General features: G+C 43.0%; 12 protein-coding genes. 9 read left to right on the forward strand and 3 right to left on the reverse strand.

What is annotated here, in order from left to right; genetic code table 11:
* Nucleotides 1–21: 21 nt before the first annotated feature.
* The gene (locus DYD62_RS16605; RefSeq protein ID WP_115228539.1) at nt 22–1,233 is read right to left on the reverse strand and encodes an MFS transporter; all 1,212 of its coding nucleotides are present in this window, start codon (nt 1,231–1,233) and stop codon (nt 22–24) included.
* Between the two features lie 568 nt (nt 1,234–1,801).
* Here DYD62_RS16605 and DYD62_RS24460 point away from each other — a divergent pair.
* From DYD62_RS24460 to DYD62_RS16640, 7 genes are all read left to right on the forward strand, one after another.
* Nucleotides 1,802–1,894: a transposase gene (locus DYD62_RS24460; RefSeq protein ID WP_339360925.1), complete on the forward strand. Its 93-nt coding sequence runs from the start codon at nt 1,802–1,804 to the stop codon at nt 1,892–1,894.
* 996 nt (nt 1,895–2,890) lie between these two features.
* A complete protein-coding gene (locus tag DYD62_RS16615) occupies nt 2,891–3,304 on the forward strand; it encodes a helix-turn-helix domain-containing protein (RefSeq protein ID WP_115228540.1) in 414 nt (137 codons plus the stop codon).
* 242 nt (nt 3,305–3,546) lie between these two features.
* Nucleotides 3,547–4,284 carry a hypothetical protein gene (locus DYD62_RS16620; protein WP_115228541.1) on the forward strand — a complete coding sequence of 246 codons (738 nt, stop codon included), beginning with the start codon at nt 3,547–3,549 and terminating at the stop codon, nt 4,282–4,284.
* A gap of 2 nt (nt 4,285–4,286) precedes the next feature.
* Nucleotides 4,287–6,296: a TnsB C-terminal domain-containing protein gene (locus tag DYD62_RS16625; RefSeq protein WP_115228542.1), complete on the forward strand. Its 2,010-nt coding sequence runs from the start codon at nt 4,287–4,289 to the stop codon at nt 6,294–6,296.
* Between the two features lie 50 nt (nt 6,297–6,346).
* Entirely contained in the window at nt 6,347–7,351 is a 1,005-nt protein-coding gene (locus DYD62_RS16630; protein ID WP_115228543.1) for a TniB family NTP-binding protein, read from the forward strand.
* 17 nt (nt 7,352–7,368) lie between these two features.
* A complete protein-coding gene (locus DYD62_RS16635; protein WP_115228544.1) occupies nt 7,369–8,829 on the forward strand; it encodes a hypothetical protein in 1,461 nt (486 codons plus the stop codon).
* Nucleotides 8,816–10,426: a TniQ family protein gene (locus DYD62_RS16640; protein WP_115228545.1), complete on the forward strand. Its 1,611-nt coding sequence runs from the start codon at nt 8,816–8,818 to the stop codon at nt 10,424–10,426. The genes DYD62_RS16635 and DYD62_RS16640 overlap by 14 nt, the downstream gene beginning before the upstream one ends.
* A gap of 152 nt (nt 10,427–10,578) precedes the next feature.
* On the opposite strand, the gene DYD62_RS16645 is transcribed toward DYD62_RS16640, so the two are convergent.
* Nucleotides 10,579–11,865 (reverse strand): hypothetical protein, encoded by a 1,287-nt coding sequence (locus DYD62_RS16645; protein ID WP_115228546.1) that lies wholly within the window; start codon nt 11,863–11,865, stop codon nt 10,579–10,581.
* A 476-nt stretch (nt 11,866–12,341) separates the two neighbouring features.
* On the opposite strand from DYD62_RS16645, the gene DYD62_RS16650 reads away from it, so the two are divergent.
* Nucleotides 12,342–15,008, forward strand: a complete 2,667-nt coding sequence (locus tag DYD62_RS16650; RefSeq protein WP_115228547.1) for an AAA family ATPase — start codon at nt 12,342–12,344, stop codon at nt 15,006–15,008.
* 244 nt (nt 15,009–15,252) lie between these two features.
* On the opposite strand, the gene DYD62_RS16655 is transcribed toward DYD62_RS16650, so the two are convergent.
* Nucleotides 15,253–15,813, reverse strand: a complete 561-nt coding sequence (locus DYD62_RS16655; protein WP_115228548.1) for a hypothetical protein — start codon at nt 15,811–15,813, stop codon at nt 15,253–15,255.
* Nucleotides 15,814–16,402: 589 nt separating this feature from the next.
* On the opposite strand from DYD62_RS16655, the gene DYD62_RS16660 reads away from it, so the two are divergent.
* The gene (locus DYD62_RS16660) at nt 16,403–17,692 is read left to right on the forward strand and encodes a GTPase-associated system all-helical protein GASH (protein WP_115228549.1); all 1,290 of its coding nucleotides are present in this window, start codon (nt 16,403–16,405) and stop codon (nt 17,690–17,692) included.
* The last annotated feature ends 125 nt before the right edge of the window (nt 17,693–17,817 follow it).

Here is a 17,817-nt window from a genome sequence, read left to right on the forward strand (position 1 = left end):
TGTTTTATCTCCCCTGACTTTTTAAGCTTTTGAATGTTGGAACTTGAGCATGCCTAGCGCTTGCATGGCGATAAATAAGGCGTAGAGCAGAAAAGCCGTTGCAGCTGCGGTAGCGAATAAACCTGCAGCGCCTGCTTTATCAAGTACGATTGCTCCTAGCATTGGGGCAAGTAGAATCATGATGTTTTGTGCTGATTGAAGAGCCCCGGAAGCAGCACCAATTGAATGCCCATGGTGTGTAGACATGTGAATGTTTAATGCAATTGCATATCTTGCACTAACAGTACCAATGAAGAAAAAAACGACAGGTAAAATATAGGCTTTGTGGTTTATTTCTGACCATAGTAGTAAAGCAATAACAGCAAAACCCAACGCTTGTAACAGGGCCGGTGTCAATGTTTCAGAGGGGCGGCCACTTAATGATGAGCTAATCCCTGTAGCTGATTTTTTGGCTAGCCATATTCCAGAGAGAATATTTCCAGCGCCAGAACAACTGATCAAAATTCCTAGTAAGGATTTGTCGAATCCTGAGCGCTCCAATGCAACGGGCACAAGATTGTTGACCATAAAAACAAAAAAAGCATAAGAGCCCGCAATCCACAAGAATGGCATCATCGTTGTGATGCTAGTTTCTTTTGTGGTTGAGTGCCTCTGCTCGTCTTGGCGGGAAACAGATTGAGTGCGTACCATTGAGAACGCGGCAAACGATGCACTTGAGAACACAGCAGACATGATTAAGGCGAATGCTTCGCTTGAGAGTGAACTTGATATGGTACCTAGCGCAGGCGCTATGATCTTGGCTGCGCTGTTGAGTATATTTAGAACGGAGTAAAATTTCGGCAGTGCTGTTTGATTTAACGACCGAATTGCCATTACATTGATTGCAGGTGGTGCTACGCTGGCAAATATCGATCTCAAACTGATAAGTATCAGAAATGCACCGAAGTTTTGTAGCAACAATACGCCAGCGGTGCAGAGCACACGAAAGATGATGGAGAGCAGCAGTATTTGCTTAGGGTCTCTCTGATCGCAAATGCGGCCGATGACCGGGGCTAATAGTATGCCGGGTAAAAGCATTGCCGCACTTACTACTGCCATTTCTATAGAGCTTACATGGTACTGGTAGGCAGATAAGGTCAAGATCGCGATGAAGTCGATCCATGTACCAAATGCAGAAAATCCATCGCCAATGAGCAATAACTTGCTTGTTGAATTTTGCCCTACTGTCTTCATCGAACATCCTAGAAAGGTCCAAAAAAAACAGGGAGCAAAAGCTCCCTGCAAGTCCGCTAATGCGGGCTTAGAATAGCTTGTGCTGCGGGCCAACAACGGCTTGAGCTGGGCTGAATTGGATATCGTCTTCGCTTAATTGCATAATAAATTTCCTTTGTTTTAATTAGTTGCATTATGGGCTGCATGCGCAGCCTTGGCCGCGGCAACTGAGCGCGACCAGCCATCACTACGCCCGGAAGGCATAGAATCTGGACCCGGTTATCAGTATTGCCACTTTACTTACTAAACCCATGGCAATACTTATTAAAGTGCTTACTAACAAACAATTAAAATTCTTTGCTTTTTGTCAGTATTTGTCATTTTTTCCAGTGTAAATATTTACTTGATAGCTGTCAAAAAAATTTTAACTATAGTAAATAATCAGTTGTATTTTTAAACTACTATGTTACTGGTTGTAAATTTTTGAAAATTCATTTCGTTATTTGCCGTGAGGCGCGCCCGCCTTCCACACACACAAAATCAGCATATTTTTAAGTAGAATTTTCTCGTTGTCTTTGGGGAGTTCTACATGAATACAGCACGCTATTCTGACAGCCAGATTATTGCGATTTTCAAGCAAGCGGAAGCCGGCTCGACCATTCCTGATCTGTGCCGCAAGTAAGGCATGAGTTCCGCCTTTTTCTACAAATAGTGAGCTAAATTTGCCGACTAGGACGTTTCCATCATGACGCGGATGAAAGTGCTGCAGGACGAAAATAAGCGCCTTTAAAAGATGTATATCGAAGCCCCAATGCAGGCGGATATTATCAAGGAGGCCATGTCAAAAAAGTGATGAAACCATATCAGTATCGCGAGATGGCTCAATGGGCAGTTGAAACTAAGGCAGTTTCTATTCGTTCGGCTTGCGCCAGCTTTTCAATGAGTACAACGTGCAATCGCTATATTCGTAAGTTAGATGCAGAAAACGCTCAAATCGCTGATTCATTGGTCCAACTCACGGAAACCTGATTATGCCTCTTGCTCAGTTAATCACCCTCGTGGACTAAGCTTAACAATGAGCATGGCGTACATGCATGCGGGGAATAAGAGCGCACAAATCAAACGCCGAATAAATCGGCGCTGCATTTTTGCCAAATAGCGACCTGCATATTTACTGTATTTGAATGCATGGTAAGTGCCGGATTGCTCCGTTTTTAAGCCCTCCCCAGCATCACATTCAGCCACTTTAATGCACCAATATCCGTTCCTGCCTTACCTTTGGGGGCTTGAACTCGGTGCTAAAATCCCTATTTCCCCACCACTTCGGAACAAAAGCGCTTTCTGCCCAAGACTTGAGCGCTTCGAATGAAAAGCCGCACCGGATCAAAACGCAGTCGATGAGAATTCCTACTTTCAAACTGGTTTGGTGCGAACAATGACTGCAATCCCATATACGAGTTTTGCCGTGCACAAAGAGTAAGAGACCTAATCAGGAATAAAATAGCAAAAAACTAATAAAATAAATAGCTTCATACCTTAAAACTATCCAATATTTATTTTTTAAAAATCCAATACCAACGCACTTGACAAAAGCATCATTTTAGATATACTATATACTGGGTATTATTGCGCTAAATAATAATTTATATTAGACTATTTCCATCAGGAGGTAGCCTAAATGATTTTTGGATTCACGTTGACTTGCCTACGGCTCCAAAAAGGGATGCGCCAGAAGGCGGTCGCCCATGGCATAGGTATGGATCCCAGCCAACTTTCCCGCATCGAAACTGGCCGAAAAAAACCACCAAACTCCGACAGCCTCATCAAACAACTTGCAACTCAACTTGAATTGAGTAGCGAGGAAACGGTCTTGCTCTACAACTGTGCTCTTGCCGACAGTCAGCTGGGCGATTTCGCAGTTGGCGCCACCTTCGAGCAAGTCTCGCTAGCTATCCTCTTCGCAAACAAGCTCAAGCAACTCACTACCGCACAAATTACTGCCATTACCGCGATCATTGCAATAGACGCAAAATCTAGCAATAACCGAACATCTTTGCTTGCACAGCATTCTAGTTTGGAGAGCACACCATGACTTAGCTCAATCAGCAAACCTAGCCCCGAAGGGCTAGGCGCCAAAGCAACTACAGATACTGCTTCTCGAAAACTCAGTATCCGTAGCTTTCCTTCTGGCGTCAATCCAACCTCATCAAAACTGCTATCGATTTCAAGAGTCGAGGTTGCTCCTTTTCGTCAATAAATTGACAAAAAGCTGCAATCAATTCGTCTATCGAATGCAAAGAGGAGCAAGAAAATTTACCCAAAAGGAATACTCCAATGGAAACAGTGAATTCACCTGAAATGGGTACCCCAGCATGGCTAGCCGTTGTATTTAAAACACCGCCCGTCAGGGCCAATAAGGGTCAGTCAAAGCATACGCAATATCACCAGAAAATCGTCCCAGCAATGAATCGTATGATGGGGGCGCAAGGTCGCACAGAAGCATGTGCGCTTTTAGCGCTTGAATACAGCCAAAAACTCGGCTTAATTAGGCAATTCAAAGAACAACCATTTAAAACGTTAGAAGCCGAATTTGGCTCCGAAATATATCCAGATTTTCTTGCTGTACGTCCATCTGGCCAAATCTTAGTAATCGAAATAAAAACAGAACGTTTCTTAACGCATTCAAAGCAACAAACGCTTGAGCACAATCGAGAAAGGTTTGAAGCGTTTAGGATGGAGTATTTAGTCTGGACAGATAAAAAGCCACTCAACCACCCAGTGCGTCACCACCTCATTAACATGAATCGGTTTGCAGGGGAGGATATTCCACAAGAGTTGATCCAACGCTTGGAGAGCCACGTAACGAAACACAAGGCACTGAATCTTACAGCCCTCTTTGAAGCCGGTTTTACATTAGATGTAATTTACTCAGCAGCCTGGGCTGGGAAGGTTTTTTTTCCAATAGTAGAAGCGTTTAGTGCGAATACAAAAATCACCCCTTGGCGACAAGACCACCTAGAAGAGCTTTTTTTCGGCAGTGAGAATTCATCTACTGGCTGGTGGAAATCGTAATCATGAATACCCCTATCAGAGATGATTCTTTTGCATTTGAAATTGGACAGGTATTTCGACATGGCGCATGTTTTGCGCAAATTGTTGAAATTTATGACCAATCATATTTGCTTGAAAACTTGCGCACGAGGGACACAAGACCTTTCACGCTATTAGCACTCCTTCAAGAATACAGAGAGGGGCAACTCATTCCATGTTCGCTAGAAGAAGCGAAAAAAGCGCTCTCTGAAGGGCTCAATCCAGATGAGTTATCTAAGGAACTTAATGTGCCAGTAAACGCATTAAGTGACGCAACCAGAGAAAATGGACTTAAAAAAATATTTTATATCGAAAAATTACGTGAATTAGGCTATTCAAGCTTAAGGCCAACATTTTTGCTTGAGCTAGATTATGCAAAATTAGTTACAGAGGCTAAAGATTTAACGCCTATAAAATTATCAACCTTATACAGTTGCTCCCTAAAAATAGAAAAGTTAGGTGATAAACGAGCAGCATTCCCTAAATTTAGGGACAGAGGAGGAATAGGAGGCCACCGATGGTCGAATGAGGCAGAGCAACAATTTAAAGAGCTGATCCAAGACTATTATAAAAACAAACAAAAAAGAATAAAAGCCAAAGATTTTGAAAGTGAGCTTCAAATAAAACTACGCACAGTAGACCCTAATAACTTCTTAAATCATATGCCTAGTCGCTCATCAATTGAGCGAAGAATAAAGGACTCATTTGGTGCATTTGAAATTACACTACGAAATAAAGGACAAGCGGCGGCAAATAAACAATTTAGGACGCATTACCCTCGCGATAAAGCGATAATGCCTCTGGAAGTTGTTGAATTTGATGATAAAGATAGTGGTTGCTTTCTCTTTGATCCCATAACGCTTTTACCTTATGGACGCGCATTTATCACGACGGGCATAGATCAGTTTACGAAAGTCCCCTTGGGATTTTCAATTAGTGATTCACATCGGAATGTTTTGAGTGCCAAACAAGCATTTTTAGAAGCCATGCTTCCGTATAAATACAATGATACACGATTTAATGAAATAAAAAATAAGCCTCAATACTTCGGTCTATTTGGTGTGGCTATTTTTGATAATGCTATGTACAACCATGCAAAAGAACTCGAAAGCTTCATGATTCAGGCATCCGGTAAAACAATATTCGCTTGGTCAAAACCACGCACCCCAACAGAAAAATCCGTTGTTGAAGATTTTAACGGACAAATGACAGTAGACTTTCTCTGTACATTACCCGGCTTCCGTGGCGAAAAAAAAACAAAGGATAGATTAACTGAAGGACTTGAATCCGCCGCACTAACCACTCAAGAATTTGAAATTGCCTTTCTTAAATGGACTTACGACGTTTATTGCAATAACGTCAGAGAAGGGGGAATGACTCCTCACCAAAAATGGCAAATCGGAATGAGAAATATCACCCCTCGACTACCAAAGCAGGCTGATACAGCCTTGCTTGCGGCAACTCTAATGGAGCAAAAGAAACTTCGTCCAGATGGAATACAATTAAGAAAAAACCTAACTTATCAAAATCAAAAACTTATTTTATTGCAAAAAAAACATGGTGATAATTTCCAAATTGTATATAGATACAATCCTAATTGCCTTGATAAAATATACGTGCTCGATCCAGAAAATCAGAAATACTTTGAAGTACCTTCAACCACACCTCAGTACACAGAAAACCTGACTTTATATCAGCATGGCTTAATTACTAAATTAAATATTGAACGTGGAAAACAAAACCCATCTCAAAATGAACTGCTAGATGGGAGGGCTAGCTTAGCAAAAATTGTAGAGCAACTTCGTTACTCAAAAAAAAGGGCAGAACGCGCCAGAGGAAAAAAATTAGGATCTGTTGGAGATTTTCAAGAAAAAAATATTTCCACGCCTCCAAAAGAAAAAATTGAAATTGTAAGTCACCTTGAAGCAACTATTTCTGTGATTGATGAAATTAACATTGAAACCATAGAAGATGATTGGGCCTTTAAATTTTAATATATGAAAAACAATCAACTTTAAATCACAAATTTATTCAGGTAATCCCAATGCAACAAGAATCTACATCTGACCTACTTAGCCCAAAGCCAAAACAAATGTGGCTAGGTAAGCCTTTGGCACTACGTTTACAGTACATGAACGACTCAATGTTTGTGCCGCACCCCCAGCTCGCCCGCACTGTAACCGCAATTAGCAACAAGATGAACTATTGTAAGCAAGCCAAAAAAGGCCGCGCCATATTTGTTGAAGCCCCCTCTGGTTGTGGTAAAACAACATTAACTCGGATTTTCAAGGCTCAGATGCCGACAGAAATACTTGATGAGAAAACAATAGTACCTATTGTGTATTTTTCAGTCCCAAAGGTAATCACCCGCAAAGGCATGGACAAATCTCTACTAAAAGCACTAGGTGACCCAAAAGAAGCAGCAGGTACTCATTTTGACTTAGATGAGCGTGCAATAAACCTTTTAAAGCAAACAGAAACTAAAATAATATTTATTGATAATATCCAAGATATCCCTTCAAAACGACGTGAAGGTGGAATTATTGAAATCGGCAATTGGATTCGTGACCTTATTGATGATAGTGCTGCACTAGTAGTTTTACTTGGGACTCAAGACGCCAATGCAATATTAGTTCCTAATATTCAGCTACGACGTCGCTGCCCAGGAAAATTGATGATGCATTATTTTGACATAAACACTGAATCTAGCGCTTTGGAATTCAAGAATTTCCTACGACTAATTGATAACTTTCTTCCTATCAATGGTATCTCAGGATTAAGCCTAAAAGAAATTTCAATTCCATTAGCTTATGCGAGTGGGGGAATTCAGGATTATATATTTCAAATTTTAAGCTGCGCGGTCAAATATGCAGTGACTCAAAAACGTGAGCAACTTGAAATAACCGATCTAGCAAAAGGATTTGATGAAACATTTCAGGAGTATGGCAAAGAAATTAATCCATTTCTAGGACAGGTAAGCAGACTACTTAACCAAAAAGGTGAGCCCTTGTATGGCGTTCTGAATGCAACACAGAACACTGAAAAATAAAAAAGATATTCAAAACAATGAAACCCGTTCAAATTGCTCGTTTATTAATTCGACCACGCTGCTCTAAAACTGAGAGTAGAGGGTATTTTCTACTTCGACTAGCTAAAGAAAATAACTTATCCAATATCAACAAATTAGCAATCATCATCAATCAACCTAAAAGTCAACTTGGGATTTTTACAGATGATGCATTAGCACAATACCTAAGAGGAATCAGTATTACGGCATTATCACCACCACTTTGTAATAGCGAGCGTGCGCAGTTGGTCCGAGATAAAGTTTGGCTTAGAGCTAGAATATGCCCGATGTGCATTAAAGAAAAAAATCCATCACCAATCTACTTTGACTTTTATCTCACTTTGCGTTGTGAGCGTCATCAACTTCTCCTGCATAACCACTGCATTAAATGTGGGCAAGTTCTCACTTACTCACGAAATCATCTTTCGCATTGCAACTGTGGACAAGCATTAGCAAACCTCGATATTATTCATTTAGATACGGCTGTAGATTTATTTGAAACCATTTTCGCTCCATGGAGAAATACAAAAAAATGGTATCTAAACGAATCAATTATTCATCAAGAGCGATTGGTTGCTTTGGCTCTATTTGCTTTATTAAGTTTGATGTCTAGAAAACATTCCACTAGAAAAAGACCTCAACCATGGCTATGGCAAGGCGAGTGGGAAACTGTAAAATATATAATAAAAAGAGGACCAATCAGCCTTGCTGAAGATTTAATATCTACCAACATTAACAATAAAGAAATTGGAGTTTTTCGTAAAACTCTAAAAAACAGTAAAATTCCTTTTTTTGTCAGCCTATCTGACGAGCTTTACAAGAAAAAAAAAGAACGAGACGCTATAAAATATATCAATGTTATTGATCATATTCAGGAGCCAATGGTTTCCTTAGGTAAAATTCGCAATATTGCAAGGCTAGACGCTGAAGCAACAACAAAACTATTCTATTCTGATTATTTTAAAATCAAGTCAATAACCGTTGAATGTAAAAGAACAAATTACTGGATTAGCCGGCAAGAGGCTGAAAAATTAGAACAATGGTTTGAATCAACGCTAACCCATTACGAAGTGGCAGAAATTGTTGGGTGCTCTTCAAGTAGCGTGCTTGGCTTGGTCCGAATTGGAAAGTTAAATGCAACTTACCTTCCTACAAAACCACGATCACCCCGCTTTCATCGCTCGGATGTAGATTCTTTTATTCACGCATTTAGTTCAAAAGTTACGGAGGATCTAGAAGTTAATGAGCAAGTAATTCCGCTTGCGACCTTGCCACCTGCAGGACCAAACTGCAAATGGTGGAATGAAGCTTGGTTTGCATTAATGCGTGAGATATTGGCAGACACAATTATGGTTTACCGCATATCGGCAGGGCATGGCTGGGGTCATTATGGAATAATACGAAGCGATATTATTCGCGTATCCGAGCAAGCTCGGGGATGGCGAAATGTTCTTGCTTAGACCACACCCGCTGCCTTTTGAATCTTTATCTTCTTGGAGACAAAGGGCAGGTTTTGCGAATGGTTTCTGGCGATACCCGCAGCCCCATGGCCCAAAATCTCAAGCAGACCCAGACCGCCTACCAAAGGTTGATGAGCAGCTATGGCTCAGCCAAAACTTCCAAATAGAGCTAAATCGAATTGGGCATCTAACCCTTGACTCAGAACTAGCGCTTTTACAAAACCATCAAGGCTACTCTACCCAACTTCACTGGCAAACAATCCTTGGGGCAAAAGACCGGCAGCACTCCAGCGGCCCTGTATTCTGCCCAGAATGCCTTAAATCTGACCCCATCCCTTACTTTAGACTTCACTGGCGTTTTGCTTTTTTAACTGAATGTCCAGAACACAACATTGAACTCTTAGAGTCTTGCCCCAAATGTGCTAGCCACATTTGGCCCGCTACGGTTAAAAACCTCTCACAAAGCCGACCCTGGTCAATTATTACCTCATGTCCCCAATGTGGATTTGACCTGAGAAATAGCCGCGCATTACCTTACAACGCACATACACTTGCTACAACATTTTGGAGTTTGATAACAACTGAAGCACTTCCCCAATCCGTTTCACAGATACACACACGAGCAGATTTTTTTGAAGGTTTATGGGTGCTATGTCAATTTTTACTGCGTAAACCAGCTAATTCAGTATGGGATTTTATACCCATTCAACTACACAATAAATTGCCATTTTATCTAGAAAAAAAAACACTCATTGAAGAAATGAACATCAATCATAGGAGGGAAGTTATTCAAAGTGCCTACTGGCTTATGGAAGAGTGGCCGGAAAGATTTCTTTTTATAGCCAAGCGTGTGGGCCTCACCAGTAGCATGTTTTCTCCAACGGCGAATTATAGCCCTAGCTGGCTTACAAGCTTGTTGGACAGTAAATTGACACGAAGCAAAAAAATTATCTGCATTAATGATGTTAATGGCGCCATATTTCAGATTGCGCAAAGCGGAAAACTAGTCTCAAAAAAGGCAGTCAGGAACCTCTTAGGAATCAAGGAAAGCAGGATTGTTGATACCCTAATATCGAGAAGAAACCGTGCAACGCTTGCTGAGCTCAAGTTACTGCTCGGTAAATTTGAATATCAAATGGCCATTTGCCCAAACTCTCGAGACCAAAAGGCCTCCCTCACTAGAGACTACTTAATTTTATTACTCAGCGTACTAAAACGAATACCTATTGAAGGAATTTGCAGCCAATCTGAAGAGGATATTTTGGAAACTCTATCTACCGCTGCCCAACTAGGATGTGACGCTACGGGATTTGAGACGTTACTCAAAGAGCAAGCAAATAACTTGAATGACGAATATAAAAAGGCAATCCGACCTAAATTTCTAGTCGAAGAAAAACTAGTTTCTCACTGGTTTATTGGGCGAGAAGGCAAACATTTTGCTGGACATACCCTTCGAGCAAGAATCGCAAAAATGATGCAACAAGATTTTCCTCATGACCTTTGGAAATCATGCGATTCGTTCATATACACCCTGGGACCTGCGCCAGTTAGTCGACGTCAACTTCAACGAAATAAAATTCAGGCATCGTCCCAATAACGCACACCAACCTGCAAATTCATCATGGGATGATTTACCCCATAAATTAATAAAATCTATAATCAACGTGCTGCTCGAAAGGGATTTTCTGTAGCTAAACCGTATGCCTCCGGCGTGACCTGATGTGCGGTTATTGAATAGATGGAGCAATATCAAATTAAGATCAAATTTTCTTCATTTGGTGTCAATTTTGAGCTTATAGCAATAAATTGATTGTTGATCTCACATACGCCATGTACTTTTATTCCCGGCGCAGGAGAATTAATGTATATGTCCTCTCCAATTTTACCAAGCTTATATATATCGCCTTGCTGAAATATATAGTCACTTGATTGGATTTCTTGCACTTTCCCATTTATGGGATCTACAAACTGGATAGGTGCTTGGCTCATTGATGTGATGCCAAGTGGAATTGTTATTTTTGCAGGAGCATCTTCACCTAAGCTCATGGCGAACCGTTGCGTTGCCTCAAGTTTAAAACAATGGTGAATTATAGAATTGCCCTCATTGTCTCTGACGTAGCTTGGCTGATAGGTCATTATGCAATCAATTTTGCTGGTTGGATCGTTAATTATTTGAATTGCCCGATTTTGGATCCTCGTATAATCCGCATGAACGTTTACTCGTATAAAAATTATCCGTAGTGCGTTGATTTCTTGCTTAGTGTGTGATATCAGATTTTTGGCTGCTAGTGCAACTTTATTTGCATAACGTTTTTTCTCTGATTCTGGGCTAGGGCAATAAATAAGAACCATATCAGAGGTGTGGATCGGAGAGACCTCATAATTAATTGGAAGTCTTGTTATTAGCATGTCCAACCCATCTCTAGCAGTGATGCGAAGCTGAGGGAATATTTTTTTTACTTCCTTAATACTTTTTATTATTAATTCAAAATCGCTCTCTTTAATTGGCTCTTTGCTGATAACTGTTAAGCCTAGATTTTTATGAAAAAAGCGAAGTCTTTCCTTCCACTTTGCACGAATTCGTTTACATCCTGCTTGGAATTTTTTTTGCTCATCAGAAACATCTACATTCTTTATGGATATAAACTGAGTGAAGCTGTTCTTCATTGTAATGGAGAAGTCATAGCCGGGGTTTTTCCTTGCTGCGGGAGTTATTTTTGAATAAGGAAGAGATAGCATTCCAAAGTAAATTATTTCTGAGAAAAGCCCCTTTGTCTTGTCAGGGCTCCTCTTTATTTCTCTAACAGTTTTTTTTAGCCATGACTCATCCTCTTCTTTTATTTTTAAAATACATTTTCCTATAATAAATAACTCGACTGTGGACAGCCTGTCTTTTCTATTCCAAAGCATGGATAAAAGATTTTTTTCTGATTGATTATTTAGGTAATCAGTGCCGAATAAATTTTCAATCTCTTGGAGGGCTTGTTCCGCTTCGCCTTGGCTGCCAAGATTATCCAAAACGCGTCCTTGTATCATCGCAAAGCCTTTTTAATTTTTATCGATGTTGAAAACTTAGTTAATCCCGAAAATGTGGGGGAGTATAGCAACTTGGCAATAAAATATTTCTACGATCTCTTGCGACTATCCCCGTATTTTAACTCGGGATACGCATGCATACTGTGGTGAGAGGCTAAACCAATCAACGCCATGCAGGAAATTACCGCTCCTAATCATGACCTGAAGTTATCCGCATCACAGGAAAACGTCCGCAAAGGCCGAATAGCTTTGGCATTTTCCTAAAAAGATAAAGACCGCAACCTGATAGTTAGCGGCCTTTCATTTTTCACTCGTCGGCATCGACACATAGGCCGAAGCAGCCACAACGTCTACGGTTGTAGGGACGATTCACCTCATGAGTTTCCTTATATCAAATTTTTTGTACATGGCATGTGCCATAAACGTGATATTACGATAAGCTTACTGCAGTTTTTCGCTAAAAACATGGAAAAGATATGGCATCTGCTAGGCAAGATTTTGAGCGTTTTGTACGATGGCTCTATCAGCCAGAGAAACAGCTCCCTGCGGATGTCCGTCGCATCGCCACTCTGGCTTTGGCGAACTTCAATGAGTTGGCGGGGACTTCGCGGCAAAGAAGTCAGCGATCTAACTATCTTGTTGGCCTGCTTCGTCGAGATCTTGCACATACTGCTGACGTGGCACCAACCGCGGTTGCTGGGGCTGATGCCGGCCCATGGCAATGGGCAAGACTTCGTCATTTGACATTAGGCCCTTTTCGAGGTTTTCGGGCACCAGAGCCGTTCGATCTCACCAAGCAGATCATCCTTTTCTATGGTCCCAACGGCAGCGGAAAGACCAGCCTGTGTGAAGGGCTGGAATACGCACTCTTGGGTGATGTTGAAGAAGCAGGAAACAAACGCATTGCAGCCCAAACTTATCTCGCCAATGTTCGCGATAGAAGGTTTGATGCACCGATATTGAAAGCAACGGATCAGCAAGGACGGGAGGTCGACGTCGTTGCTAACCCCGACACTTATCGCTTCTGTTTTGTAGAAAAAAACCGAATCGATGCGTTTTCAAGAATCGCCGCTCGTCCCAATGCTCAGCGCGCTGAACTAATTGCCACTCTCTTCGGCATGGATCAGTTCAATGAGTTCGTGAACCATTTCAATGAGAACATTGACGGGCAACTAATCCTTCTCAGCGAACAGCAGAGCACCTTGGCGGCGCGCCGGAATGCGTTGACCGCGGATCTTACCACTGTCGAAGGGGAAGCCGCGGCTCTGCAGACACTGGCGGATGAGGAAGCTGCGCTGGCGAGGGAGTTCGCAGCCGACATCACATATGAAGCACTCAAGAGTCTAATCGGTACCACCGAAGCCCCTGGGCGCCTCCAGAAACTCGATGCGATTCTGGAGGCGGTGCCTCCAAATGTGCTCGGCGTGACACGCCAAGGCCTTTTGGATGCTTTTGAGAATGCACATCAATGTGGAGAGGAGCTTGACTCCATCGTTGCTGCGCTGCGATCCAAAAGTGACCAAGTTTCTTTCAAGGCGCTTTATGACTCGATTCTCGCATTACAGAAAGTTGTCGGAGATCGTTGCCCTGCATGCGACACCCCGCTGAACGGCCAGGGTCATGTTGCTATAGATCCTTACAAGAAAGCGACTGAAGGGTTGAGGCTGCTTGAAGAGCTTAGTGTTCTTCAAGATCACCAGCAGACCACACAGACTAGACTTGGGCAAGTATCTCGCGAATTGCGCCAGATGCTTGGTCCCGTTGCTGCGTTTATCACCGCGCAACAGGAGGATGGTACATCAACCGGCCAGTGGGTGTTACAGCTTCCCGGAGAGTCTGTAGGACGTTGGTGGTCAGATATCTTTCCCCAAGCGCTTGCCATTCAAGATGGACCTCCGGCCCTGAGCGACGTTCTGGCTGTGGTAGATCGCATGGCTGCAGAAGACGATATGTCACGGCGGACCCAGCAGGATCGACAACAACACGTGGCAGAGCGTCGGCGACTTAATGAATTTCAACTCAAAGTTCAGGCGCAAGACTTCAAGCGGCAGAGCCTGAAAGATAACGTCGAGGCAGCTAATAGCCGGATACAGGCATTCGACGAAACAAATGCAGTGCTGATTGCGCAAGCGGATCAGGAGAGGCTAGACATCGCACGGGACATCCCATTTAAGGTTGCCTATGACCGATTCCTCGAAGAGTTGAGGGCCTATAGAGCTCAGCTACCCGGCCAATTAATGGCTGGACTCAACGACGCAGCCAAGGATCTATATAACGCATTCAATCGGAACGATAGGGATGAGGACAAACTATCAGCTCTACATCTCCCTTTGAGTGGAGACGGAAAGATTGAGATTAGTTTTTGTGGAAATCCAGACGATCGTGTCGATGCACTCCATGTCCTTAGCGAAGGACATGTACGCTGTCTCGGATTGGCAATTCTTATGGCCAAAGCAAAGAGTATCGAGTGCCCAGTCATCGTCTTTGATGACGCCATTAATGCGATAGATCACGACCATCGAGGGGGCATCCGAGAGGCCATCTTTGAAAGTGACATGTTCGCTCAAACCCAGTTAATCGTCACATGTCATAGCAATGAATTCATCAAGGATATTCAGCAACATCTCCCAGCACAACGACGCAATGGATGCCAAGTCTACTTACTCCGACATCACGACGGCAATTATCAACCTAAGGTGACCGGCAATATTGCTAGTGCAAACTACATCGCCAAGGCGAGAGCCGCAAGGGAAGCGCTAAATGATAGAGATGCTTTGGCTGCCTCTCGCCAAGCCTTGGAAATGCTGTCTGAAAAGACATGGCGTTGGCTAGGAAGTCACGATCAGGGCGTTTTGAATCTTATGCTCGCCGGGGTTGGAGCCGAGCCCGCGTTGAGGAATCTTTGTGAAGCTCTGGTCAAGAAGCTGCGAGATGCTCAAACCTTTAATCACGCCAACAAGGTTCCCCTTCTTGCTGCTTATGGCTGCGTTCTAGGTATCCCAGTCAATAACCTTGTGTGGACCTACCTCAATAAAGGCACACATGAGGAGGCGGAGCGTGATGATTTTGATGGTGAGCTTGTTGAATCGGTTGTCCAAACTCTAGAGGAGCTTGACCGCCTCGATTTAAGGCCTGGGCGGTAGCGATTTGATCTTGCATCTCACTTGTCGTGGCAAACTGATTTAGGCCATCGGCAAAGAGATTTTGACTGTCCGTTAAGGCCTAATAGCACTGGCACAAATCAAAAATATAGAAGGCCGCAACCAGACGGCTAGCGGCCTTTCAATTTTCTAGCCCAAGCATCAACACCTCGGCCTTTGCGGACAGTCTAAACCTCAGTATTGATGCCGAAATTATTGAACCAAGACTGCTATCAGAAGTCCGTGGTTACGCCGCATCGAATTGAGATGCAAGAGACAGTGACAAATCGACATACTCCAGCACTTCATCAATAGGCAGAGAAACCTCAACGAAGTGAACAACTTTGTTGCGGAGGCTGCGCAGTTTATTAAAACTTTCTAGCTGCTGCTCGGAAAGAGTTCCCGTTTTTTCAAGATAGTTTCGCATGATAGCTGGGCCCATCCTTCGAAGTGAACCATCTGCAATGTCCGCTCTTGAAACTAAACGCTGTGCAGCATGTTCAACCTGAAGCCAGGATTCCAGAACTGCGGCCCGAGGAGCGGTTTCAGAAAGACGGTAGAGTTGCTCACGAAGTGACGATGGCTCTCCAGCACTTTCTGCCGATTTTTGTGTATCACCAGCAGGCAGTTTTTCGCTAATATCCCTTACCCCCTCACCAAATTCAGCCTCAAAATCTTTGTACTTGAGTTTCCGTAGAATTGGAAAAAGCTCTTGAACGTTATCTTTCAAGTTCAAAAATATAACAATAACGACGAATGGCCAAGCAACCGTTTCTGCTATTTTCGAGATAAACGTAAGCCAATCCATTTGTAGTAAGTCCTAACTTAAAATTTACACTTGCGCAGATGTAAATCTGGTTTTTCATATTATTGCCGCCTACGGCTACATACCTTTGTTTTCAAGCTTGTTGCAGTACTCATGCCTTGAGAACACATAACCAAACAATATAGTTTTTATATTTGCGAGAGGTTCAGTGCTCGTTTTGTTCAAGTAAACATTTGATGAATTATTTTTCAGATAGCACTTTGGGATACAGCTTCCCACTTTGATTGTGAAAATCAGGCCGTGCAGAAAGAAACTCCACTAAGCAATAAAATATTGGTTTTACACCGGCTGACCGATAAACCGCCCTATGTTACCATCCAACCAGCACTTTCATGAAGCTTTTGTCTTTTCCAGCCAAGAGGAATACTGTTGATAGAAATATTAACTAGTTTCACACTCTAGGCTGACATTGATAGTCATGCTTTCGATGGTTGGGGTTACGCTGCAATAACTATATGCCGGTTTTTCACTTGAGAGATGCAACGACATACTGCGCTCATTCCTCGTGAAGCAACAAAAACTGTCAATATAATTTCTAGATGGCAAATTATAATTGTAATGGAATAGGTAGATGACGATCAGCGTACTGCAAGATTTTTTGAATCTTCGACTTTTGGATATTGGAGCAGAAGACTCTCGCTTGGAAAAACTGAGCGAGGCTTGCAACGAGCTGTCGCAGCAGTATATGGTGGAGCCTAATGCCGCTATGACTCCACTGCTCACAGCATGGGATCCCACCGCTGGGCCGGAACCGGCACTCATCGCGATTGGCGAGCTATTGCAGAAGTATTGGCCTACTTTCCGTGGCGCATTCCAAGATGAACCACTCACTTTGTATCGCGCCATTGTTCTTGAGGCCGTCATGCAAGCAATGGATAGACAAGGTGTCTTGGCAGTTGCCGTTGATCTTGTGGGAGCGAACGTCCTGCCCTACCTCAATGTGGGTAAGGAAGAGCGAATCTTGTCAAAGATTTTGGAGCGAGCTCGAGACATCAAATCAGAACGTCTCACGCAGCTCTGGCGGATACAAACTGCATCTGAACCTATTTCACCTTTAAAGATTTCATCTACCCCAGCCCTGAAAAATTTGGATCCGAACGTATGGTTCTCACAGGTTGCCGCCGCGGCGGGACCCAACACGGACAAAGCGGGAGTTACGCTGGAAACCCCAAATCCGTACTGGCCTAGCCAACCGACCAATTGGTCGTATGAGTTCGCCAACAGAATGGCACCACTTCTGGCCGATGTCCACGATAAGGCGGTCAATGCAGCCTTGAAGGCAAGCACGCAAGTGTTTAAAGGGCTGGGCGAGTCCATAGCAACCAAATTGAATGATTTCTTCCGCTCTGAGCAATTACGTAAAAACCAGCTGAACATATCGAACAACCTACTATGGTGGCGACAGTCTCTGTACTCAGAGACTGCTGCCATGCCTTACCGCAAACTCGATAGCCTACTTGTGCCGCTCCACATGGCTATCGACATGGCTAATCTATTGCCAGAGGTCTATCCACCAGCAGTTGAATCGCTTCTATTTGAGGCAGTACTCGCCGCTATTGGTTCTCGTGGTGAAGAGGAAATCTCAATGGGCGAGCTCATGGATGCACATAAGCGGTCTATAACCATTGAGGGAATTGCAAGGGTTAAGGGACTGAGGATCACGCTAGGGAATCGAAGCCTATTTATTCAGTCGATTGCGAATTTTTGTATACACGCAAAATTAGATATTCCTCAGTTGGATTTTGATTCAAAGACATCAATGACACTCGGAGACTGGGCAATTTGGTTTTTGCGAGAGATCAAGGCATTGGACGCGTTGTTTTTACCGGACGAAATTGAGCAGTTAGAGGAGCAAGCGTGACAGGCTGTTGTTCACATACTTCTTGCATCGCTCCTAACGAAGTTGGTTGCATTATCGGGGAGTCCTCGCCACATCAATGCAAGCATTGGCAGCAGAAACCCGATATGTCAATGTCTGACATAACA

Source organism: Iodobacter fluviatilis (genome assembly GCF_900451195.1).
Classification (GTDB): Bacteria; Pseudomonadota; Gammaproteobacteria; order Burkholderiales; family Chitinibacteraceae; genus Iodobacter; species Iodobacter fluviatilis.